Below are 22,775 nucleotides of genomic sequence, written 5' to 3' on the forward strand. Positions count from 1 at the left end.
TCAAGCCCCTAGTGATGTCATGCAGAGTTGGTATCCAACGCCGCGGATTGTTTTTATCAATTCAGGTTGGTTTGGATCGTCATTGAGCGAACGCCGTAATCGAGAGATTCGTCTGTCAATCGAGCGATCTAAACCATCATACTCAAACCCTCTAATGTGCTGCGCAATGTCATCTCTTGAGACCACCTCACCAACATTCTTGGCTAATAAAAGCAATAATTCGAATTCGGATGTCGTGAGTTTGATGGCTTGCTGATTGAGTTCGACACTACGATGCTGCAAGTTGATCGCTAAATCACCAAAGCGAAGCTCGTGCTTAGAGGAAAACGTCCGCTCTTGGCGACGCAGCAGCGCTCTGATTCGCGACAAGAGCAGCCTTGGTTTTACTTGTTTTACGATGTAATCGTCGGCACCCAACTCGAGTCCCATCACTTGATCAATATCGTCATCTAGTGCGGTTTGCATCAATATCATTCCCGTGTATCCAGAACGAATTGCACGACATACATCCATGCCACTTTGACCAGGTAACATGACATCAAGGATCACCAGATCGGGCTGTTGGCTAAGAATGGTATCTACGGCGCGAATGCCGTCACCGACGATGCTTACGCTGAATTCGTAGTTTTGTAAGAAGTCTTGAATCAACTCTGCGAGTTCATTGTCATCTTCAACTAGGATGATGTGAAAAGTAGGAGTGATGGTCATAGTTCCGCATCAGTGAATCTGTGATGTGGGAACTATAACCTGAATGAATGACCACCAGTGTGACCGATTGTGACGAAGAGAAAAACTTGTGATGAGTTTTATAAAATAAATGCAAAGGGCAGATGTAACTCGAGCGTGGGTGTTTTTAGGTCAGGCTCTCTAACTCTGCAATATTGTTCAGTGCTTGCTGATTGGTTTTTCCGCACACTACCGGACAAGGCTTAAACTCATGGCAGACTTTGGGGCGTTCTGGCTTACCAAACAATTTACACAGATTGTCGTCATTCAATTGGATACACCGAACCCCAGCAGGCTTGCCATTGGGCATCCCCGGGATAAAAGAAGAGATACTGGGCGCAATACAGCACGCGCCGCAACCTAAGCGACAATCCATCAAACTGACCTCGAAATTTGCAAGAGCGGGATATTAGCAAAAAAGCCAAGCGTGATCAGCTCAAACTTTGCCCTTGAATTTTGGAAGTCTAAACGGTATAAATCGCACCCCTGTTTGATAACGAAGTAACACCAATGAGCGCACCATTTTGGCAAACAAAAAAACTAGAGCAGATGACCGAACAAGAGTGGGAGTCTCTTTGCGATGGTTGTGGTAAATGCTGCCTACACAAGCTCATGGATGAAGATACCGACGAAATCTATTACACCAATGTTGCGTGCAGCTTGTTAAATAGTAAGACATGCTCGTGTAAAGATTACCCGAATCGTTTCAATTACGATGAAGAGTGTACCAAGCTGACTCAAGACGATATTGAAGACTTCACGTGGCTTCCTCACACCTGCGCGTATCGTTTGCTCGCCGAAGGGCAGAGCTTGCCTGAGTGGCATCCATTGATTACAGGCTCTAAATCGGCCATGCATGCGGCAGGGGAAAGTGTGCGCAACAAAGTGGTCTATGAGATAGAAGTGGTCAATTGGGAGGACCACATCTTAAATCATCCTAACCGTTAATCTCTTTGAAACAGCCGCATTATGCGGCTGTTTTTCTATTTGCTGTTCTTTAACGTTCAGCACGCATTTCTTTTTCTGTTTGTGGTGTACACTTACTGCTATCTACAAAAGAAACAAAGACTTATTGTTTGAGGTTGTCATGCGATTGCTTTCTCACCGTTGTATAGGGTTACCAAAAGGTATTGTGTTTGTGCTACTGGCGGCCATGCTGAGTTTCTCGGCGTTTGCTGCGCAAGAAGTGACAGAGCCGGTTAAGTCTGAAGCTCAGTTGAACATCGAAACCATCAACTCGGACTTAAAAGATCTCTCCGATGCGCTAATGAATGCCAGTGGCGAAGAAAAAGACGCGTTGCAGCTTAAGCTTTTCCAGAAAAATGAGGATTTAAGAAGCGCTTTATCTGCGGCCATCAATCGAGACTCGATTCCGAAGAATGAGCTCGTTAGACAAGTTGAGATGCAGCAAAAGTATTCCCAAAATGCATCAGTTTTTTTGGAAGAGAAAATCAAAACGCTATCAGAAAAAATCAACACAGCCAAAGAAGAAGAACGGCTGACGTTACTCAATGACTATCAAGAGTTGCAGCATTATCTCGATACCATCATAGAAGCCAACTGGCAGAATATTCAGTGGTTGAAGCAGTTGGGTGTTGATGAAACGCTCGCTGAACAGACGTTTAGTGAGTTAGTGAGTAAACGCTTACGCTTGATATCTGCGTCTGTCGAGTATTTCAATCAGCAGGTGAGTGTCGTTGGCAAGCAGTTAACGGTGAGCCCTGAATCTGAAAAGTCGTCGCTTCAATTGACTCAGTTGGTGATTAAGCAACGCATGAACATCGCGGTCGACAGCTTAAACTCGCTTATCTCGATCGCTGATCAGTTGAATATCGATACGTCTGAGTACAAGCGATTGATCTTTGAGGTGACGGGCAGCATTACCCAGGATTTACTCGACGGGCAAGTCTTGTTGTCGATTCTGTCCAATTGGTCGACCAATATTTGGGATTGGATTGCCAACAACGCGCCTCAGCACCTGTTCCAACTGTTTGTGTTTGCACTACTGATTTTAGCGACCAGCATGGTGGCGAAGTTGACTCGTAAAGTCGTCAGTAAAACGGTGATCTCGAAGAACTTAAAACTCTCTCAGTTGATGCAAGAGTTCTTTATTAACATGTCGGGTAACGTCGTATGGGTGATTGGTATTTTGGTTTCGCTGTCACAAGTCGGCTTGAACCTTGCGCCAGTGTTAACCGGTTTTGGTATTGCTGGGGTAATTATCGGTTTTGCATTGCAAGATACGCTATCCAATTTTGCGGCGGGCATGATGCTGCTGATTTATCGCCCATTTGATGTTGGCGATTTCGTGTTTGCGGGTGGTGTGGATGGTAAGGTGAGCCATATGAGTTTGGTCAATACGACGATTAAAACGTTCGACAACCAAATCATCATCATTCCTAACAGCAAAATTTGGGGGGATGTGATTAAGAACGTGACTCATGAGCGTGTTCGTCGCGTCGATATGGTATTTGGGATAGGTTACAGTGATGACTTGCTCAAAGCAGAACAAGTATTGACTGATATCGTCACCTCGCACCCATTGGTCCTACGTTCACCTGAGCCGAACATCAAAGTACACACCTTGAATACGTCATCCGTCGATTTTATTGTCCGCCCTTGGGTAAAAACGGACGATTACTGGGATGTCTATTGGGACGTCACTAAGGAAGTGAAACTGCGCTTTGACCAAGAAGGAATTTCTATTCCGTTCCCACAGCAAGATGTTCATTTGCACATGGTGAAAGAGCAAGAGGGATAAACAATAAGAGCGCCACTTAGGGCGCTCTTTGTTATTCGATTTCTTCGAAGAAAGTAATGACGGGTTCACCTTTCAAGACGCCATCAAGCTGGCCGAGTAAGTTTTGCAAATAGGGTTGCTGGCTATGAAAGTCGAAAGCTTCTTGGTCGGCAAATTGTTCTTGAAAAACAAAACGGCCTGCTACGTTTGTATCTTTAAATAAACGGTAAGACACACAGCCTGGCTCATTGCGAGTGGGTTCAATTAACGCTGTTAATAGCGTCTGTAAATCTTGCTCGGCGCCATCTTTGGCATCAAAAGTCGCGGTTAAATGGATCATAGTCATACTCTTTAAAGATAACGCCCTTGGCGCTGCAAAAACTCGATTTTGTAGCCGTCTGGGTCGGTGATGAAAAAGAAGGTCGCAAGGTGAGCGCCATTGTGATCGAGCGCTTTGACATCCGATGCGTCAATTCCCAGAGCTTTGATGCGTTTGTGTGCTTGCTCAATATCTTCGACACTTACCGCCAAATGCCCATATCCAGTGCCATGACTGTAGGGTTCTTCTTGGCCGTGGTTGTGCGTCAGTTCTAGCTCGAACCCGGTTTCCGCATTTGCCAAGTAGGTTAAGCTAAAGCCATCAAACATAAACTGGTCTTTGATTTCTAGCTCTAAGGCTTGGCGATAAAAAACGATTGAGCGGGCAAGGTCGCTAACCCTGACCATGGAGTGAATGAGTTTTGTCATAACTGCCTCTTACTTCTGATTTAGGTAGGATACGGGCAGCGAAAACAGATTAGGTAGTACTAGAGTACGACACGACCATTTTTACGCGAACTCATGCAGTTGCTGTTTTACTTCTTCCATTACATTGTTTGGTTGGCGCAGGTAAATGAGGCACGCGCAGCGAAGCAGCGAAGTGAAGTTGCTAATCTCACCGTTGTGCTGCAAGGCTTCGTTGTGAATGGAGCTAATAAAGCGAGGGAGTGACATCTCTTGCTTTGCAGCGATCTCTTCGAGGATTTGCCAAAAGCTGGCCTCAAGTTTAATGCTGGTGGCGTGGCCATCAATGCGAATGGAGCGAGCGACCGTTTGGTAGTTTTCTTGTGGCTGTTGGGAGAATATTTCACACATGTTCGAAGACCTTAGTTATTGCTGGGTCTATTCTTATCTCTCCCTCGCTGAGAGTCAATCACTGCGCCGCAAACAAAAAAACGCCCCGAAGGGCGCTGCGTAGTGCAAGTTGGTGATAATCAGCTTAGTTAACCTGCTGTTTAATGAACTCACCCAGTTCTGAGTGGTGCATGATTTTGGAAACAGGCAGGATCTTTTCAGCGGGTCCCCATGCAAAAACGTTTACCGGAGTGTGAGTGTGTGTTCCTGTTCCCCAAACAATATTTTGCCCAGTAGCATGCTCTCTTGCTAACAGGTTGCCACGGTCGTTGTATGGGAAGAAGGCGTCAAAGTCGTTTATCGCAGGGACGTTCTCTTCCGCTAAGTATTTGTGTTGCGCAAGACGGTAAGGGTTTGGCTTGCTCGCCAGGACGTTTTCCGCTTGTTTTGCGGTAATCGGGAACGCGCTGTTTTGGTTGACAATCTCAGCCAGTTTTTGCGGGGTTTGCTGTGATTTGTCCAGTTTTTGAAATTGGCTGATCATGCCATAGTAGCTTTGCTTTTGGTTGTACAATCCGTCTAGGATATCAAATGAACCAAAGTTGAAGTTCGGTGCGTAGTCTCGTTTAGCAAAGGCTTCACCAGAACGCTTTTGGGGCTTCGGCAAGTTTTGAGACGAGTAACTGAAACCAAACGATCCGGTTTCATGATCCGCAGTGACAATCACGATGGTATCGTCACGATCTTTGGCCCACTGGTATACCGATTCAACCGCTTCATCAAACTTGATCATTTCATGCAGCATGGTTCCTGCATCATTGCTATGACCCGCCCAGTCTATTTGACCGCCTTCTACCATTAAGAAAAAGCCGTCTTTGTCTTTTGATAGAACATCGATCGCTTTCTCGGTCATCTCTTTAAGGCTTGGCTGAGTGCGTTTTGCATCCGCTTTTTTGTTGCTGTATGCGATGCCGTCATCCATTCCTGAGTAGGAGAACAAGCCTAGCAATTTGTCACCGTTCGCATCATTGAGCATTGAGCGGTTGAAAGCTAACTGGTATCCGTCTTGCTGAGCTTCGGTAAGCAGGTTGCGTTCATCTTTACGTTTTGATTTGAGGTAAACGTCACCTTGCGTCAGAGTTTGAAGCGCTTTGTATGTTTCCCCTTTGTCATTGGTGGATTTTGGGATCCAATGGCGTAAGCCGCCAGACAGCATGACATCCACACCTGTCGCCAGCATATCTGACGCAATTTCGTTTTCCAGTGAGCGGTGAGGCTGATGCGCTGCAAAAGCGGCTGGTGTGGCGTGGGTTAAACGAGTATCCGAAACCAGACCGGTCGCTTTACCTGCTTTTTTCGCTTTTTCCAAAACGGTTTCAATGTGGTTGCCCTGAGAGTCAACGCCAATCACTTCCGAGGCGGTGTATTGACCCGTTGCAAGCATGGTCGCTGAACAGGCAGAGTCGACGACAATCGCGTCTTCAGGGTGGGTGAGGGATGAACCAATCACACCCTCTTGAGCCAGTTTGTACAGCGCGGTTTTGTTACCGTTGTAGATGGAGTTCGGCGCTTGATTGGCATAGGTCTCAAGCAGGCCAACTTGCTGCGGTCCCATTCCATCACCAATCATCAAAATCACGTTTTTGATTTCCGCTGAAAGTGCGTTGAACGAGAGCGTAGACGTTGCCACTGCGGCAATAACAGGTTTGATTAAGTGCTTCATTGAATTGTCCTTATTTGATAAGCGAGCTGATTAAAGCACTGGTTTGTGTCAACTGTGTTTCGTATTTATGTCATAAATATAAAACTGAGTATTTATTCGATTTTGATTGAAAAGAATGAAAAAAGCCTACGTTCAGTAGGCTTGAGTTAAGGAAGGCTAAAGAAAACTAGTTAGCGGCGTTGAGAACCACTTGATTGAACTCGCTTCGTGCGGTTTGCGCTTGTTCCGATGCTGCTTCTTTGGCATCTTGCGCTTTTGCTACGGCATCAAGCGCAGACTGAAGTTCGTCTTGCAGCTCTTGCGGCAGGTGATGATCTGAAAATGCCTCTTCTCCATCATGTTCAAGAGCAAACGCACGGATGCGTTTTTTCACGTTCATCACGTTTGCCAATGCTTGACGTTCTTGTTCAGCCGCTTCTTGAGCGGCGTCACGGCTTCGCTCAAAACGTGCCAGTGCCATGCCTTCCAAAGACCAAGGGTCCATTTCAGGCAGCTCTTCGATATTGATGGTTGGTTCAACATAATCCTCTTGATGGCGCAAGTCCAACGAGGTGGCACGAACGGCTGAAATCATCAGCATCACCGAGATGCCAAGCAGTGGCAGACCACCAACAATGGCGGCGGTTTGCAGTGTGCTTAACCCACCTAGGAACATTAAAACCGTCGGCAAGAACGAAAGAGCAAACGCCCAGAACATACGGTTCCAACGCATCGGCTCTTCGGTGACGTTGTTTTGGACCACAGACGCCAGAATGTAAGAGATGGAGTCGAATGTGGTGGCAGTGAAAATGACGCAGAGCAGGGTGAACACCGCAATCACCAAGGTACCCAGTGGTAGTGCATCCAGCATCGAGAAAATGGCTTTGGTTGCCCCTTGTGTATTGAGGATGCTAACCACATCGAGCTCTCCTGATAGCTGAAGTGACAAACCGTAGTTGCCAAGCACCATGAAGAACAAAAAACAGCCCAATGAACCAAAGAAAATTGAGCCCGACACCATCTGTTTAATTGTGCGGCCTCGTGAAATGCGAGCAACAAACAGGCCCATGCTCGGAGCAAAGACTAGCCACCATGCCCAGTAGAATATCGTCCAATCCTGAGGGAAATGTGTGTCATCAAAACTGCCATATCCCCCGAAAGGCTCTGCCCAAGTCGCCATGACGAAAAAGTTCGACAACATGCGGCCAATCGAGTCGAGACCGGTTTCCAGCATGAAGATGGTAGGACCGACGGCTAGGACAAAGGCGAGTAGCCCCATCGCTCCCCAAAAGTTGATGTTGCTGAGGATTTTGATGCCTTTTTCCATCCCCGCATACGATGAGTAAGCAAAGATTGCCGTACAAACCAGCAGAATAGCAATTTGGCTAAGTGTGCTTTGCTCTATCCCGAACAAGAAATAGAGTCCTTCACCAATGAGAGGGGCAGCCAAGCCAAGCGTGGTAGCGGCGCCGCCAAGAAGACCAAAAATAAACAGAATATCCACCACTTTGCCAGCGGTGCCTTGGGTGCGCTCTTCGCCAATCACAGGCATGAGTGCGCTGGACACTTTGAGTACCGGCTGTTTTCGGACATAGAAGAAGTAAGCAATTGGCAGGGCAGGGATAAGGTAAATAGACCAAGCGATTGGCCCCCAGTGGAAGATACCGTATGTCGCGGCCCAGCGAACCGCCTCTTCGCTGCCAGGCTCTAGTTGAAACGGTGGGTTTTGGTAGTAATAGGCCCACTCGATACAGCCCCAGTAGAGGATACTTGCGCCGATACCGCCACAAAACAGCATGGCTGCCCAAGAAGAGGTCGCGAACTCGGGCTTTTCATCAGGGTCGCCAAGTTTGATTTGGCCCATGTCGCTAAATACGACATAAATCATGAAGAAGAAGGCTGTAATACCAAGTGCAAGGTACAAGAAACCGAGTTTGTCGGTCATGAAGGTTTTGGCGACAGCTATCCAGTCAGCCCCTTGCTGCGGGAACAAAATGAGAGGGAATACAACGGCAAGCAGAAGGCCAATCGCGCCAAAAAAGGTGGGCTTATCTATAAGCGAAAATGCGTTTTTCACGATCTTTTTCCATAAACAAAAACTGGTTGATTATGGAATGCGGCATGGCTCCTCAACAAACGTCATCGTTTGTCGATAAGAGCAATAATTCTAATCGGTTACAGCGTATACAGGGTTACAAAACAGCGAGTAGAATTCCGCCTACAGTTGCCGCTGCGGAAAGGAATTGCCCTGCCGTGTATGAACTATCGTCTTCCTCTTTTATTTTATCGGGGTGATCCATCCCGAGCGCGCCGTGTGCAAAAGACTCGACTTTATCGCCAACTGTCTTCTCGCTTTTGTCTACGTTAGACTCTTTGTCTATTTCCTGTAGAGCCGCCAAGAGCGCTTTGCCTTCTTCTGACAGGGTAACTTTGTTTTGCTCGACTTTCAGTGGTGTCGTAGGTTGTGCGTTATCCATCGGACGTGTCTGAGGCTTAATCTGCTGGGTAGTCGCTAGCTTTGCTGGCTCCATTCCTACTGGCGTCATAGTGAACTCCTTATACTGTCCTTAGCCAATGTATCGGCCGTCATGTGAAAAACTTGTGCAAAATATGCGTAATTTGTATGAAATTCACACAAGCATAAAGTATGCCTGTTTGGCGGAAAGAGGAAACTGGAAGAAATGTTGACGGGCCACACGGTGAAATAGCCCGTCATAAGGCTTTAGCGACAAGTCAGATTGTCGTTGCGTCCCTTCAATTTTTGGTAGGCTTTCATACGGTTTTCCATTTGTACATAACGAACCGGAGGCGCGCTCACCAACAAGCGGTAGTCGTCGCCACTGTCAGTGTCGGTGCTTGCCACCGGCGTAATCACCACAACATTTAGATCAGGGTTACGCTTTAAAATGGATGCTTTGGTTCCTAGACCAAGCTCAGTGTGGAACTTGCCTGCGACATGAACGACCTGAGTGCCAGGATGCTGCGCTAAATAAGAGACAATGCTTTCTGCCATGGTTTCATCCCATGTGACTTGAGCGGCAAATTGTTTCTCTGTTTGTTCTGGTTTGCCATGGTGCATTGAGGCCATGAACTTCTCTTTGTATGGCGAGTTTGAGGTATCGATGTCACTGGCGAGGAATGAGCGCTCTTTGATCGTCAGTTTATCGAGGTAATCGACACCTTGGCGCCCGATGCAGCGCACAATAGGCTTAGGCGCGTTGGCGGCAATGATGTCAAGGCCGCTTGTTTTGGCAAACTCAACCAATGGGCGATAGTCGCTCTCGTAGTTTGGCCAAGCGTTGCCGTTATTGATTAGGACTTGCTCACCAATGGTTCCCGCGAGGTACTCATCCAGCACATTTTGTTTGTCGCGCGAGAATTGCTCCATAGAAAGGGCAATGGTTTTCTGCTCTTGCACCAATTGTCTCAATAAGTCGGTTTGAAAGCGATGAACACCTGCATGAGTGTGCCATTCACCGACTAAGATGACATCGGCGTTCGCAAGCGATTTTGGCAGTTGAGTCAACGAGAGCGGTTGAGCGTCAGGAGAGAGCAAGCTGTAATCATAGAAGGTAGTCTGACGCTGCTCTGGCGTGGTTGAACAGGCTGTTAGGAAAAGAGTAATAAGCGAAGTTGCGAATAGAGTACGCATTAAAAAGCCTCCAGAAATTAGTGCGTGCATACTACTGGAGGCTTATCGATGTTTCAATAATAATGAGAATTATTATCCATTAACTCTGTTTGCGATAAACGCGTAACATGAAATCCGCCTCACATTCGTACAGTGTAGCCGATTGAAGTTCTTCTCTTAGTGTGTCTGAGGCTTTCCATGCGAACGGCGTCATCTGTAGCAGATCGTAAGCATCACCTTGAGCAAGTGGCATCACGTAGCTGAGCTTTTCTTCTCTCTCTAAGGTAAAACCTAAAATTTCTTCAGGGGCTTCACTGTGAAGTCGCACATCTGAGTAGATCGCTTCGCGCAATTGGTAGAGGTGACGCGCTGCTGGTGTCACGGTGATTACAACGCCCTGATCGGTTACTACTCTCGCTAATTCTTTAGTGTTGCAAGGTGCATATATTCGTACAACGGCATCTAAGCTGTTGTCGGAAAACGGCAGACGATGGCTCGAGGCGACACTGAACGCACAGTTTGTGTAGCGTTTCGCCGCATACCGGATGGCCACTTTCGAGATATCTAGGCCATAGGTTTGTGCATTGGGATATTTTTCCGTTAAGCGCGTAGCCATTTCGGTAGTGTAATAGCCTTCACCGCAGCCGATGTCTAACAGGCTTGGCGCATCACTTTCTATAAATTCAGCACAAAGCTCAGCGACCTTTTGCTTCATCGGTTGATAGTAGTCCTTTTCCAAAAAGCGTCGGCGCGCTTGCATCATCTCTTTGTTGTCGCCGGGATCTTTAGAGCGCTTATGCTGTACTGGCATCAAATTGACGTAACCTTCTTTGGCTAAGTCAAAGGTGTGATTGTTGACGCAACGAAAGCTACGCTGTGAAAAGGAAAGTGCTTGATGGCATAGAGGGCACTGGTAGTTCATATCATGCTCAATACAGATGTGGGAGCGAGATTTTAACAAAAACAGGCAACTGAGGCGAAGGAAAAAGAGCCGAATGACTTCGGCTCTTGATGAGGTTAGTGGAAGAAGTCAACTTGCTGCTTCAAGTCTTGCGCTTGCTTTTGAAGCTCTGCAGCACTTTCTGACGTTTTCGCACTGGTGTCTCGGCTTTGGCGGTTAAGTTCATTGATCGAATGCGCACTGGTCGCAATCTCTTGAGAGACTTGTGCTTGCTCTTCGGATGTCGCCGCAATCGCATCTGCTTGGGTTGCAATTGCTTCGACTTGGCTCGCGATGGCTTCCAGTGCATTGCCTGCTTCTTGGGCTTTATCCAAAACTTTATTCGCATTTTGTTGGCTTTGCGCCATCATATTGACCGCATTACTGGTTGACCCTCTTAACTTCTCGATAATGGAGACAACGTCTTGCACTGAGGTTTGAGTTCGATGTGCGAGAGTGCGCACTTCATCCGCGACTACCGCAAAACCTCGGCCTTGTTCTCCGGCTCTTGCCGCTTCAATCGCGGCGTTAAGTGCTAACAGATTTGTCTGCTCAGCGATTTCATCAATCATTTTTGTGACGGTCTGAATGCTTTCGCTATCAACATTGACTTGTTCAATAGCCGCAGCCGATTGATCGAGTTGATCATTCAATTGAGCGACGTCTATGCAAACTCCCTCAACGACTTCTAAACCTGATTGGCTATCGGTATTGGCTGAGCGAACGTTTTCAGCAATGCTTTCCACTTGTTGGGCGACAGATTGAGCTGACGCAGCCATTTCTTCGATGGCGGTAACGACTTGCTCTACTTGTTCTTGCTGCAAGTCGGATTGGTCTAGATTGCGCTGTGCATCGCTTACCACGCTGGTGGAGTTTTGCTCTACTTGATCGCTGGTTGAACGAATTTGGCCGACTAGATTGTCCAGCTGACTTGCCATGTTCGCTACACCAAGGTTTAAGTTGTTGATCTCATTGCGTGATTCGCTGCCTGTTTTCGGGATGGAGATACTAACTTCACCTTTAGCAAGTCGACTCATATAACCATTGAGGATGGTCAGTGGTTTGAGTGTTTTGTTGAGCACGAGGGTCAGAATAGCAAATGTGCCAACAGCAACGATCAGAGAAATAATGACGATAATGTTCAGTAATGTGCGGCTGCCTTTTGTCACTTCGCTAATAAAAGTACCGCCTAGCAGTTTCCAATTCCACCCTGGCACTTCAGTATAAACAAGGTATTTCTCTCCAACGTTTCCATTACTTTCATAAGGGTAACGAATCAGTCCGCTTGTCTGTTCAAATATTTTGTTGAAGGGCTTATTGCCATTGTAGTCCTGAGTGTTTTGAATCGGTGGATCGGTTTCTTTGTTCTTCGGGTGCAGCAGGTAGCGCCCTAAGTTGTCTTTTGCATTGTCTAGAATAATGGTGTATCCGGTGTCACCCCATTTGACGTCTTCCAAAGAGGAAAACAAATTCTGAGTAGCGCGCTCTACGGGGAGTCCGATAAAGGTAATCCCGTTCACCTTGCCATGCACGTCTTTAAGTGGCGCGTAATAAGTAATGAAGCGTTGACCATACAGTTTTATCTGAGCGTAGTACGGCTGACCATTCATAAGCTGTCGATAACCAGGGTGGTTTTGGCCAAGTGTTGTACCTACAGCCCGATTGCCTTGCGGGTCTTTGAGGGATGTGGATACGCGAATAAAATCATTGCCCAGAGGCGCGAAAATGGTGGCAATTGCACCCGTATCTCGAGTGAAGCTATCCACGATATTGGTATCATTGATCAAACTTTCGCTGTATTGGGTAATATTTGCAACCTGATGGCCTTGGAAATCAACGGTGTAATCTTCGATAAAAACGCCGGCAAGGTAACCATTGCGAAAAGTCGATTCCAGAACTTTCGCTGTATGCAGATACGCATTGAATTGTCCTGCGATGGTTTTGGCCATAGCCTCAACCTTGGACTGATGCTCTTTAAGGGTACTTTCAAGTAATACATCAGACGCATTGTGGTAAACCAGTACCGATATGCTTGAAAATGCGACCGCCAGACACAAGGTGATCACCAACTTGAGTTGGAAACCGACGCTTTGATTTCTATATTTTTGCAACATGTCGTGTCGTTCCTAGTATTTATAATTGATTGGTTATTATGGAATGTATGCTATCGACTTATATAAATGACTTAATTGATATTTATTAAGTAATTTGTCAAAAGTAGGGCGTTAGCCAACGGCTAGCTAGGAGTAGACCCGAAGAGCAAGTGCTTTATTGCATGAGGGTGGAAATTTTGCCTTATGTATTTGTTGCGTTCACTTTTCAGCTGATTGTTCTTGAATTAACAATGAATCCGTCAGGTCCCTACAACGTAACCTCCTGATAATGAAACTTAGCCGTTAAGCGAGCAGGAGCCATGGTTGCTCCTGCTATATGGATTAGAACGATGTGCGTCGATAATGGCGGTATTGAGGTTGCCAGAAGGTAGTTTCAATCGCGTTGTTCAGTGCAGCCTCTGAAAGGGGAAGCGCCAACCCTTCCACAATGGCTTGTTTGCCAACTGCGAAGGCAATGTGCTTACTTATCGCTTGTATTTCGTCCAGTGGAGGAAGTATTGCTCCTTGGTTGCTTTCGCTATGTTCTGCGCACTCTGCCAAAGCTCGGCTTGCTGCCATTAGCATTGAATCACTGATGCGCGTTGCGCTCACTGCCACAACGCCAAGTCCTACTCCCGGAAAAATATAACTGTTGTTACATTGTGAAATCACTTTTGTTTGTCGATGACCATGTTCATCGTAATACTCAACAGGTTCAAAAGGGCTGCCCGTTGCCACGATTGCTTTGCCTTTACTCCAGTTCAGAATATTGTCTGGTGTACCTTCAACCCGTGATGTGGGGTTAGAAAGGGGTAACACAATCGGTTGGTGTGCGTTATTGCAAAGCAGTTCTATTGCGGTTTGATCAAACAGTCCAGGTTGCCCGCTGACGCCAATGAGTACGCTTGCGCCACTTTGTTCGATGACATTGTGTAAGGTCAACTCTTGTTGATTTGACCATGTTGATAAGTCCGCTTTTTTCTGTACTAACGTGGTTTGAATTTCAGCCAAGTGAGGAGTGTCGTCGGTAAGGAGTCCTTCACGATCAATCATAAAGAGGTTTTTTGTCGCGACTTGTTCTGTGACACCTTCGGCCATCATTTGACGGATGATCTGCTTGGCAATGCCGCACCCCGCGGAGCCAGCACCGACAAAGACAATGCGTTGATCAGAAAGCCTCTCATTTTTACGCCGACATGCGGCCAGCAGGGTGCCAACCACGACGGCGGCGGTACCTTGGATGTCATCATTAAAGCAACAAAGTTGATCTCGATATCGCTCCAGAAGAGGAGTGGCATTCGACTGGGCGAAATCTTCGAATTGCAGCAGCACATTTGGCCAGCGTCGTTTTACCGCTTGGATAAATGTGTCGACGAACTCTTGGTATTGGTCTGCCGAAATTCGTGGATGACGCCACCCCATATACATAGGGTCGGAAAGCAGTTCGCGATTATTGGTACCCACATCAAGAACGATCGGCAAGCAATGAGCTGGGCTGATCCCCCCGCATGAGGTATACAGCGCCAATTTGCCAATAGGGATACCCATGCCGCCGATGCCTTGGTCTCCTAATCCAAGAATCCTTTCGCCGTCGGTCACAACTATCACTTTGATGTTTCGTTTGGTCGCGTTTTGGAGCATGTCATCAATTAAGTGCTGCTCGGGATAGGAGAGCAGTAAGCCACGTTTGCGGCGATAAATTTTTGAGAATTGCTCACACGCTTCTCCGACGGTCGGAGTGTAGATGAGTGGCATGATCTCTTCGAGATGTCGATTGATTAAGTGGTGGAAGAGGGTTTCATTGGTGTCTTGAATGTTGCGCAGATAAATGTGTTTCTCTAGTGCAGATTGAAACGAGCAAAGTTGCTGGTAGGCACGTTCCGATTGAGATTCTATGGTTTCTACCGTATGGGGTAGGAGTCCTATCAAGTTGAACTCTTGGCGCTCTTTTCTTGTGAAAGCACTGCCCTTATTGAGAAGTGGGGTTTCAAGCAGAGCTGGCCCAGAAAATGGAATGTAGAGAGGGCGTTTGTCAGTCATAGTCGGTTACATCTTTGAGCTAGGAAGGTGCCTAACTGAAACGCTAGGCACCTTGAGTGGGACAATTTCGCTGTTATAGGTTAAATATCAGTGGGAGTAGCGTGATACTTGCAATAGTGATCAGCGCGATGGCGACGATATTGAGCAAGAAGCCTGCACGAATCATGTCGCCCATTTTCAATTGACCCGAACCAAAAACAATCGCATTTGGTGGTGTCGCGACTGGCATCATGAAGGCGCAACTTGCGGCGATCGCAGCCGGAATGACCCACACCATCGGAGTGCCAGTAATCGACTCCGCGACAGGACCGAGGAGTGGTAGAAACCCTGCTGCAGTTGCTGTGTTGCTGGTGATTTCGGTTAGGAAAGTAATCAGAGCTGTGACTATCAATATGCCCATCACCAGCGAAATGGTATCTGCGCCTTGAATTTGCAGAGCAATGTACTCAGCAAGTCCAGATGACTTAATTTTGGCTGCCAAAGCTAGACCGCCACCAAATAGAATTAAGATACCCCAAGGCACACTTTTCGCCGATTCCCAATCGAGTACACGTTGGTTGCTGCCTGATTTGACCGGAAGTGCGAACAGTAAGATCGCCGCCATCATTGCCACTCCCGTGTCTGATAGACCGATTCCCGTTGCCTTCGCGATGTAAGGACGGAAAATCCAACCGAGTGCGGCGAATGCGAAGATGAACAATACTTTCTTCTCGCCCGCTGACATTGCGCCTAGCTTGTCGAGTTGGTCCTTAAACACGGACTTAGAGCTCACCTCGCCAGCTTGATCGACTTTGTAGCTAAATTTGGTCAACCACAACCAAGTGAACACCAGCAGCACGATAGAAAGAGGCAGGCCAAGCATCATCCATTGGCCAAATCCAATCTCAATGTTATAGCTATCGGATAAGTAAGCCGCCATCAACGCGTTTGGTGGCGTACCAATGAGCGTGGCAATACCACCGATGCTAGCGCCGTAGGCAATCGCGAGGAGCATCGCTTTGCCAAATTGATTGTTGTTCGGGTCGCGGTCGGTAACGATCTTAATCACCGACAGGGCGATAGGGAGCATCATCACTGCGGTTGCGGTATTAGACATCCACATTGATAGAAACGCCGTGACCAACATAATCCCCAACACTTGAATACTGGGTTTGCTGCCTGCGTAGAGCATGGTTTTTAGGGCTATTCGACGGTGTAGGTTCCAACGCTCCATGGCGATAGAAATGAGAAATCCACCCAAAAATAGGAAAATTAGCGGGTGAGCATAAGGCGCGGCGACCTGTTTGATACTGGCGATGCCAGCAATAGGGACCACAACCAGAGGGAGTAGTGAGGCGGCGGGAATGGGGACCGCTTCCGAGATCCACCAACTCGCCATCCAAAATGCTAAACCTGCAGTGCGCCAAGCATCGACACTTAGCCCTGCTACAGGCGGTTCCATCACTAGGGTCGCGAGCATAACCAAAGGTCCGAGGCATAACATGAACCATGGTGTTTTTTTATTATTTTCACTCATTCTTTCATCCTTTAATAACACCAATATTGCACTTGGTGAGAGGTTTTAAATAGGCTGCTGCTTCCGAGCAGACCTCCTGTAGTGCAAAAGTGTTGCCAGATTGTGAAAATAATATTTATGTAAATTAAAACAAATACTTACGTGTTATTTAGTTTGTCGATTTCGACTCTTTGTGCGGATTTTCACACAGAAATAAAAGTGTATTTGTCACCTTTTCCACACTCAAGGTGTGATGAACTTATTGCGTTCTATTCCGTATTTGGACACTTTATCGTAGAAGGTTTTTCTTGGCAGTTTTAGCAACGTGAGCGCCTCTTTGACTGACCCTGAGGTTTGACTCAAGGCCTCCTCAATCAGTGCGCATTCATAAAAGGCGACCTTCTCTGCAAGCGACAGATCATCTGCTGGCATTTCTAACGCGTTGGTTTGGCTTAGCTCCAGTGGTAGACCGAGTAAAACATGCCTCTCTGCAACGTTCCTTAACTCGCGTACATTTCCGGGCCAGTCGTAGCGCATGAGTTGTTCAAGATCCTCACTTTTCAATGACCTCAATGGTTTATGAAATCTCCCGGCGGCTATCGAGCTAAAATGCCTAAACAAGAGTGGAATGTCTGCTTTGCGTGCCCTTAGAGGCGGGATATGAATGGTAACGAGATTCAAGCGATAGTAGAGATCCGAGCGAAAGAGCCCTTCGTCTGCAATCGCTAATAAATCCACCTTGGTAGCGGCGACGAATCGAATATCAAGATTGATCGCTTTGTTGCTGCCTACGGGGGTAACTTTGCGCTCTTCGATGACCCGCAGGATCTTAACTTGCATAGCCAGTGGCATGCTTTCGATTTCATCGAGAAAAACGGTGCCTCCTTGGGCAAATTCAAGTTTGCCAATGCGATTAGCATCAGCGCCTGTGTAGGCACCTTTGCGGCTGCCAAAGAGTTCGCTCTCTATTAAGTGCTCGGGCACGGCTCCACAGTTGATGGCAACAAAGTTTGCTTTGCAGCGCTGCTCGCTATGCTCATGAAGATAACGCGCGACCATCTCTTTGCCCGCGCCAGTTTCCCCTTGAATTAATACATCAGTCGGGGTGTCGACAACCGTATTGAGAAGTTGCATCATCTTTTGCATTTCGGGCGTGTCACCGAGAATTTGTGGTCCTGTTTTTGCGCTCTTTAGGTAGTTTTTTAAATGGCGGTTCTCTAACACCAGTTGCCGTTTTTCTACCGCTCTGCTCACGCTATCGAGCAAGGTTTCATTGATGGGCTTTTCGAAAAAATCGTAAGCACCTTCTCTAAGTGCTGTAACTGCGATTTGCACGTCGGCATAGCCAGTCAGCATTATCACCGGAATATCGGCGTCGATGGTTTGAATCTGCTTTAGAACGTCTAAGCCATGCAGTTGAGCCATGTTGAGATCGGTAATGACGATACCATCAAAATCTTTGTTGATGGCTTTCAACGCATCTTCACCGAGCTCATAAGCTTGAGTCAGGTAGCCTTCAATGCTGAGAAGTTGAGATAGAGAATCACGAATGATTTGCTCATCGTCAATAATGATGATGTGGGCTTGTTTAGTCGTTGGCATCTGTTTTTCTTTTTAACCTCAATGTGAAGGTTGCCCCTTGATGGTCGGCGTTGTTTTGTGCGGTGAGATCGCCACCAAATGACTGAATAATGTTCTTCGATATCGCTAAGCCTAATCCCAGACCAATGTCGGATTTGGTGGTAAAAAAAGGTTCGAAAATAGACTCGATGGTTTGTAGATCGATACCTGTTCCAGTATCCGAGAGGGTTATGTCTACCCACTCCCCATTTTCTTGGGCTCGAAGGATGATACATTTTTCATCGCTTTCAGCCATGGCTTCTACGGCATTAGAGAAAAGGTTGACTAACACCTGCTCGAATTTGAGCGTCTCACCCCAAACCTCATAGCGAACGGGTTCGATGTCAGCCGTAACGTTCTGATTGTTAATCTTGGGGCCTACAACGATAAGGGCATTGTTGATACAGGTTTGTAGTGAGCACCAGCCTAGCTGATGTTCACTGGCACGACTAAATTGCTTGAGCTGGGAGACGATACGATGAACTCGTGTAATTAGAGATTCAAGCTTGGCGATATTTTCACAGGCTGGTTCGACCATACCCTTGCTTAGCATCCGTTTGGTGCTAACTAAGTAGGTGCTCATCGCGCTAAGAGGTTGATTGATTTCGTGGTTAATACTCGCCGATAGTTGGCCAATGGTCGCCAGTTTGGTTGATTGAACCAGCGCATGATGGACTTGTTCTAGCTGGTGGGTGCGTTGAGTGACCTCTTTCTCCAATGAGTTGCGGGTATAAATAAGTTGTCTGTAGCCCGCCAATCGGCGAAAAACGAAAATGCCGACTCCTATCACTGTGAAATAGCTGAGTGTGGCGAGTATCAAAGCGACTTGTACTTTTTGATGAGTTTGGCTTATCGGTCTCAACACCACTAACGTGAAGTCGAGTAAATCTAGCTGTGTTTCGCCAAATACGTACCGGGATTGAGTGTTTGGAGAGTGCTCAAGCAACCATATTTTACCATCAAGGTAGGCGGTGGATTCTTGGGAATTTGGGATTCGTTGCTGCTTGAGGTCAAGGTATCTATAGGTCGCTTGAATATCTTGCCAAGAATAGTCTTCGCTCTCCCTAAGTTGTTTTAACCGCCAGTAGGGGTGGTTGGAGATAAACACGACTTCATCTCGGCCGAACACCATAAACTTGGTACTGGTTTCACCAGCAAGCCATTCAGTATCTTGCTCAAACTTGTCGATATCGACTTTGACCGCAATCGCTCCGATGATTTCCTCTTCGCTGTAAATCGGAGCCGAGAAGAATATACCTCGCTCTCCAGAGCGAAGCCCAAGAGCGTAGTCGACCCAACGTTTTCCTTGCATCGCTCGATAGAAGTAGGGGCGAAAAGCGTAGTTGGAACCAATATAGCTGTCGTTTGAGTCGTAGTTACTCGAGGCAATCACATCGCCAGTGGCATTGAGCACATAAACATCGCTCGCGCCGCTGGTTTTCTGTATGTCGCTTAACACTTTGCTTAGCGCCAAAGCAGCGGTGTCTTGCTGTAGGGCTTGCCGGATTCTGTAGTGGCTAGTCAACAGATCAGGAATGTGCTCATAACGCTCGAGTTGAGTGTTGAAGTATTGCCCAACATTGATAGCTTCCATTGAAACCTGTTGGTTCAAACGCTGCACCCAATATCGCTCTGTGGCAAAAGCGGTAATAATCAATACAAGGACCAACCCCAGTGATAAAAGGGCAATCCAGCTATAGAGCTTACGTGGCTTATACATTCATTCGAATCCGTCCGAATATAAGAAAAGTGGCACCTGAGTATATGAGACAGGTAACCTATGTTGAGGCAAAAGTATAATGACAAGAATATAAAGAGGAACGCGAAAAAAAGATAGGCGTATATTGTTACGTCTTGAGAATGAGCTTGGTGGAAAAGAAAGGCAGGTTGTTCGACCTGCCAATCAAGGAAAAGATTATGCTGAGATTTTGGTGATCAGTTGATGACGCTCACCAGGCTGTAAAGTCTTACCTTGCTCGAGACTTGGAGCATGCAGAGTCGATTCCACACATAGGAAGGTTTTATAGCCATCGTCTTGCATGTCCCCCATACTTTCTGCACCTGCCGCCCATGGGTTCCAAAGTACAGCAGAGTTATGACCTTGGTTTTCAACGCTGATTGTACGGGTACCATCAGCAACATTGATTACCGATTCAGGCTTGGTGTATACGCGGTCGATGGTATCAGTCAGGACTAGTTCGTCACCGCCTTGGCAAACTTTATTGTCGAGAAGGCTATCGATGTACTCCGCGCCCATACCTGTGGTTTTAGCTGTTTCAATATCAGCAACGTTTAGGTAGGTATGAAGTGCGCCAGAGAATGTCCAAGGTTGCTCGTCGGTGTTAATGACATCCAGAGTTACTTTTAACTCATCACTGATTTCAACTAATAAGTGAGCTTGGAACTGGTGCGGCCAAACAGATAAAGTGGATTCTGATGTCATCAAACCGAGTTCAATAATCACACCATGTTCATTTTCTCGGTGTTCAAGCAAGGTCCACTCGCTGTTGCGTGCAAAGCCGTGAGCGGGTGCTGCAATGCGTCCAAACCAAGGCCAGCAGACAGGAATACCGCCTCGAAGAGCCGCCTTTCCATCAAAGATTGCTTGTTCGCTCATCCAAATCAGATCTTCTTGACCTTCAGGCTTAAATGAAATGACATGCCCGCCGTGTAAAGCGATACCAGCTGTTGCTTTTTCATGGATGACGCGAACGACTTTAACTTGGTCAACTTCAACGATCGTGACGTTGTCCGATAGTACAGTAAGGGCAGGGAGAATTTTCAAATCCATGTATGTTTCCTATCGCAGGGAGAGCTTAGCTTGAAAGCATGCTCTCAAATTCCAGATACAAAAAAGGCGACTCAAGAGCCGCCTTTTACAAGATTCTGCGCTAAACGCTTATCTTAAAGTAATAATTACTTAGAGATGTGAGCGATTAGGTCTAGAACTTTGTTTGAGTAACCGATTTCGTTGTCGTACCAAGATACAACTTTAACGAAGTTGTCAGTTAGAGCGATACCAGCTTTAGCATCGAACACTGAAGTTTGAACTTCACCGATGAAGTCTTGAGAAACAACTTGGTCTTCAGTGTAGCCTAGAACGCCTTTTAGTTCGCCTTCAGAAGCTTCTTTCATTGCTGCACAGATAGCTTCGTAAGATGCGCCTTTCTCTAGGTTAACTGTTAGGTCAACTACAGAAACGTTAGCTGTTGGTACGCGGAAAGCCATACCAGTTAGTTTGCCGTTTAGTTCTGGAAGAACAACGCCTACAGCTTTAGCAGCACCAGTTGAAGATGGGATGATGTTCTGAGAAGCACCACGACCACCGCGCCAGTCTTTAGCAGAAGGACCGTCTACAGTTTTTTGAGTAGCTGTAGTAGCGTGAACTGTAGTCATAAGACCAGAAACGATACCGAACTTGTCGTTAAGAACTTTAGCAACAGGTGCTAGACAGTTAGTAGTACAAGAAGCGTTAGAAACGATGTCTTGACCTTCGTAAGTAGAGTGGTTAACACCCATTACGAACATTGGAGTCGCGTCTTTAGAAGGACCAGTTAGAACAACTTTCTTAGCGCCAGCTGTGATGTGCTTACGTGCAGTCTCGTCAGTTAGGAAAAGACCAGTTGCTTCAGCTACAACGTCAACACCGATTTCGTCCCACTTAAGGTCTTCTGGGTTGCGCTCAGCTGTAACGCGTACAGTTTTACCGTTAACGATTAGGTTACCGCCTTCAACTTCAACAGTACCGTTGAAACGGCCGTGAGTTGAGTCGTACTTAAGCATGTATGCCATGTAATCTACATCGATAAGATCGTTAATACCTACTACTTCGATGTCTGCGCGCTCTTGCGCTGCACGGAATACGAAACGACCGATACGGCCAAAACCGTTAATACCTACTTTGATAGTCATTATAGTTGCTCCACAACTTAATTTCTGATTAAAGATAACTGGTAGTAAAATTACAGAATCCAGTCAAAATCTGCAACAGATAATCGGACTTAACTTGTTTAAAGTCAAAAAAAAGCGTCGCTTTTTTTCACAATTAGTCGCAAATGGTTATGTTTTGAACGGATTACTGGTTTTTTCCCTAACCAGTTGACGTAAAATAGTTCAGATGTTGACAGCGCTGCTGAAAGTTTAATCATCCTGTTATGGTGTCAAAGTATGTGCTACAAAAGTGATTATTCGCAAGTTTTTCGCGAAAAAAGTCATAACTAAAAATGAGAACATGGAGATCTAATCCAGTGAAACATAAGGTAGAAAAAGTCGTTAAGCCTGATGAATACTGGCGTGAGGCTTTAACAGAAGAGCAATTTCGTGTGTGTAGAGAGCAGGGGACAGAGGCGCCGTTCTCTGGGAAACTGCTCCACAATAAACAGACAGGTGTCTATTCATGTACGTGTTGCCAAGCCCCTCTGTTCCAGTCAGATAACAAATACGACTCAGGGTGTGGGTGGCCAAGCTTTGATGCCCCTATAAATGATAGTGCTATTCGCTATTTAGAAGACTTAAGTCACGGAATGGTGAGAACAGAGATACGCTGCGCAGCATGCGATAGCCACTTAGGTCACGTTTTTCCCGATGGACCGAAGACAACCGGTGAGCGATTCTGTGTAAACTCAGTGTCGTTAATTTTCAACAATTCATAAAAAAGCGGTGATTTAATCACCGC

General features: G+C 46.6%; 20 protein-coding genes. 3 read left to right on the forward strand and 17 right to left on the reverse strand.

The genetic code is table 11. The features are described from left to right. The gene (locus ACUALS_RS04885; RefSeq protein ID WP_454448980.1) at positions 1-708 is read right to left on the reverse strand and encodes a winged helix-turn-helix domain-containing protein; all 708 of its coding nucleotides are present in this window, start codon (positions 706-708) and stop codon (positions 1-3) included. Positions 709-853: 145 nt separating this feature from the next. Further along, the gene (locus ACUALS_RS04890; protein WP_072016683.1) at positions 854-1,102 is read right to left on the reverse strand and encodes a YkgJ family cysteine cluster protein; all 249 of its coding nucleotides are present in this window, start codon (positions 1,100-1,102) and stop codon (positions 854-856) included. A gap of 134 nt (positions 1,103-1,236) precedes the next feature. Between ACUALS_RS04890 and ACUALS_RS04895 the strand changes: the two genes are divergently transcribed. Next, the gene (locus ACUALS_RS04895; protein WP_038138978.1) at positions 1,237-1,674 is read left to right on the forward strand and encodes a YcgN family cysteine cluster protein; all 438 of its coding nucleotides are present in this window, start codon (positions 1,237-1,239) and stop codon (positions 1,672-1,674) included. 139 nt (positions 1,675-1,813) lie between these two features. Further along, the gene (locus ACUALS_RS04900; protein ID WP_454448981.1) at positions 1,814-3,487 is read left to right on the forward strand and encodes a mechanosensitive ion channel domain-containing protein; all 1,674 of its coding nucleotides are present in this window, start codon (positions 1,814-1,816) and stop codon (positions 3,485-3,487) included. A gap of 31 nt (positions 3,488-3,518) precedes the next feature. Here ACUALS_RS04900 and ACUALS_RS04905 read toward each other — a convergent pair whose 3' ends face one another. The 15 genes from ACUALS_RS04905 to gap form a co-directional block, all read right to left on the reverse strand. Beyond that, the gene (locus ACUALS_RS04905) at positions 3,519-3,806 is read right to left on the reverse strand and encodes a putative quinol monooxygenase (RefSeq protein ID WP_039483696.1); all 288 of its coding nucleotides are present in this window, start codon (positions 3,804-3,806) and stop codon (positions 3,519-3,521) included. Between the two features lie 11 nt (positions 3,807-3,817). Continuing rightward, on the reverse strand, positions 3,818-4,213 hold the full coding sequence (locus tag ACUALS_RS04910) for a VOC family protein (RefSeq protein WP_038192947.1): 396 nt from the start codon (positions 4,211-4,213) through the stop codon (positions 3,818-3,820). Between the two features lie 81 nt (positions 4,214-4,294). Further along, positions 4,295-4,600 (reverse strand): ribbon-helix-helix domain-containing protein, encoded by a 306-nt coding sequence (locus tag ACUALS_RS04915; RefSeq protein ID WP_005471854.1) that lies wholly within the window; start codon positions 4,598-4,600, stop codon positions 4,295-4,297. Between the two features lie 124 nt (positions 4,601-4,724). Beyond that, entirely contained in the window at positions 4,725-6,302 is a 1,578-nt protein-coding gene (locus ACUALS_RS04920) for an alkaline phosphatase (RefSeq protein ID WP_454448982.1), read from the reverse strand. Positions 6,303-6,468: 166 nt separating this feature from the next. Then, the gene (locus ACUALS_RS04925; protein ID WP_454448983.1) at positions 6,469-8,358 is read right to left on the reverse strand and encodes a BCCT family transporter; all 1,890 of its coding nucleotides are present in this window, start codon (positions 8,356-8,358) and stop codon (positions 6,469-6,471) included. 115 nt (positions 8,359-8,473) lie between these two features. Then, on the reverse strand, positions 8,474-8,827 hold the full coding sequence (locus ACUALS_RS04930) for a hypothetical protein (RefSeq protein WP_038138962.1): 354 nt from the start codon (positions 8,825-8,827) through the stop codon (positions 8,474-8,476). Positions 8,828-9,003: 176 nt separating this feature from the next. Next, a complete protein-coding gene (locus tag ACUALS_RS04935; protein WP_454448984.1) occupies positions 9,004-9,933 on the reverse strand; it encodes a ChaN family lipoprotein in 930 nt (309 codons plus the stop codon). Between the two features lie 79 nt (positions 9,934-10,012). Next, entirely contained in the window at positions 10,013-10,834 is an 822-nt protein-coding gene (rlmA, locus tag ACUALS_RS04940; protein WP_454448985.1) for a 23S rRNA (guanine(745)-N(1))-methyltransferase, read from the reverse strand. A 95-nt stretch (positions 10,835-10,929) separates the two neighbouring features. Next, complete coding sequence (locus ACUALS_RS04945) at positions 10,930-12,966, reverse strand: methyl-accepting chemotaxis protein (RefSeq protein WP_454448986.1); 2,037 nt, start codon at positions 12,964-12,966, stop codon at positions 10,930-10,932. A gap of 321 nt (positions 12,967-13,287) precedes the next feature. Beyond that, complete coding sequence (locus tag ACUALS_RS04950) at positions 13,288-14,985, reverse strand: NAD-dependent malic enzyme (protein WP_454448987.1); 1,698 nt, start codon at positions 14,983-14,985, stop codon at positions 13,288-13,290. A 73-nt stretch (positions 14,986-15,058) separates the two neighbouring features. Further along, a complete protein-coding gene (locus ACUALS_RS04955) occupies positions 15,059-16,501 on the reverse strand; it encodes an SLC13 family permease (protein ID WP_331401958.1) in 1,443 nt (480 codons plus the stop codon). A 222-nt stretch (positions 16,502-16,723) separates the two neighbouring features. Beyond that, positions 16,724-18,082 (reverse strand): sigma-54-dependent transcriptional regulator, encoded by a 1,359-nt coding sequence (locus ACUALS_RS04960; protein WP_005471705.1) that lies wholly within the window; start codon positions 18,080-18,082, stop codon positions 16,724-16,726. Further along, positions 18,069-19,820: a sensor histidine kinase gene (locus ACUALS_RS04965; protein WP_005471758.1), complete on the reverse strand. Its 1,752-nt coding sequence runs from the start codon at positions 19,818-19,820 to the stop codon at positions 18,069-18,071. Before ACUALS_RS04965 ends, ACUALS_RS04960 begins: the two co-directional genes overlap by 14 nt. 195 nt (positions 19,821-20,015) lie before the next feature. Further along, positions 20,016-20,891, reverse strand: a complete 876-nt coding sequence (locus ACUALS_RS04970; RefSeq protein WP_454448988.1) for a D-hexose-6-phosphate mutarotase — start codon at positions 20,889-20,891, stop codon at positions 20,016-20,018. A gap of 125 nt (positions 20,892-21,016) precedes the next feature. After that, positions 21,017-22,012, reverse strand: coding sequence for a type I glyceraldehyde-3-phosphate dehydrogenase (gene gap / locus ACUALS_RS04975; protein WP_006878169.1), 996 nt, complete (start codon positions 22,010-22,012; stop codon positions 21,017-21,019). Positions 22,013-22,347: 335 nt separating this feature from the next. Between gap and msrB the strand changes: the two genes are divergently transcribed. Next, positions 22,348-22,752, forward strand: coding sequence for a peptide-methionine (R)-S-oxide reductase MsrB (gene msrB, locus ACUALS_RS04980; protein ID WP_038192921.1), 405 nt, complete (start codon positions 22,348-22,350; stop codon positions 22,750-22,752). Positions 22,753-22,775: the final 23 nt, after the last annotated feature.

Source organism: Vibrio sp. NH-7, assembly GCF_053643215.1.

Bases quoted from the DNA above. Each gene is read 5' to 3' on its own strand.
- ACUALS_RS04970 (WP_454448988.1), bottom strand. From the start codon at position 20,891: ATGGATTTGAAAATTCTCCCTGCCCTTACTGTACTATCGGACAACGTC.
- ACUALS_RS04930 (WP_038138962.1), bottom strand. From the start codon at position 8,827: ATGACGCCAGTAGGAATGGAGCCAGCAAAGCTAGCGACTACCCAGCAG.
- rlmA (WP_454448985.1), bottom strand. From the start codon at position 10,834: ATGAACTACCAGTGCCCTCTATGCCATCAAGCACTTTCCTTTTCACAG.
- ACUALS_RS04900 (WP_454448981.1), top strand. From the start codon at position 1,814: ATGCGATTGCTTTCTCACCGTTGTATAGGGTTACCAAAAGGTATTGTG.
- ACUALS_RS04945 (WP_454448986.1), bottom strand. From the start codon at position 12,966: ATGTTGCAAAAATATAGAAATCAAAGCGTCGGTTTCCAACTCAAGTTG.
- ACUALS_RS04935 (WP_454448984.1), bottom strand. From the start codon at position 9,933: ATGCGTACTCTATTCGCAACTTCGCTTATTACTCTTTTCCTAACAGCC.
- ACUALS_RS04955 (WP_331401958.1), bottom strand. From the start codon at position 16,501: ATGAGTGAAAATAATAAAAAAACACCATGGTTCATGTTATGCCTCGGA.
- ACUALS_RS04895 (WP_038138978.1), top strand. From the start codon at position 1,237: ATGAGCGCACCATTTTGGCAAACAAAAAAACTAGAGCAGATGACCGAA.
- ACUALS_RS04910 (WP_038192947.1), bottom strand. From the start codon at position 4,213: ATGACAAAACTCATTCACTCCATGGTCAGGGTTAGCGACCTTGCCCGC.
- ACUALS_RS04885 (WP_454448980.1), bottom strand. From the start codon at position 708: ATGACCATCACTCCTACTTTTCACATCATCCTAGTTGAAGATGACAAT.
- ACUALS_RS04950 (WP_454448987.1), bottom strand. From the start codon at position 14,985: ATGACTGACAAACGCCCTCTCTACATTCCATTTTCTGGGCCAGCTCTG.
- ACUALS_RS04965 (WP_005471758.1), bottom strand. From the start codon at position 19,820: ATGTATAAGCCACGTAAGCTCTATAGCTGGATTGCCCTTTTATCACTG.
- ACUALS_RS04920 (WP_454448982.1), bottom strand. From the start codon at position 6,302: ATGAAGCACTTAATCAAACCTGTTATTGCCGCAGTGGCAACGTCTACG.
- ACUALS_RS04905 (WP_039483696.1), bottom strand. From the start codon at position 3,806: ATGATCCATTTAACCGCGACTTTTGATGCCAAAGATGGCGCCGAGCAA.
- gap (WP_006878169.1), bottom strand. From the start codon at position 22,012: ATGACTATCAAAGTAGGTATTAACGGTTTTGGCCGTATCGGTCGTTTC.
- ACUALS_RS04890 (WP_072016683.1), bottom strand. From the start codon at position 1,102: ATGGATTGTCGCTTAGGTTGCGGCGCGTGCTGTATTGCGCCCAGTATC.
- ACUALS_RS04915 (WP_005471854.1), bottom strand. From the start codon at position 4,600: ATGTGTGAAATATTCTCCCAACAGCCACAAGAAAACTACCAAACGGTC.
- ACUALS_RS04960 (WP_005471705.1), bottom strand. From the start codon at position 18,082: ATGCCAACGACTAAACAAGCCCACATCATCATTATTGACGATGAGCAA.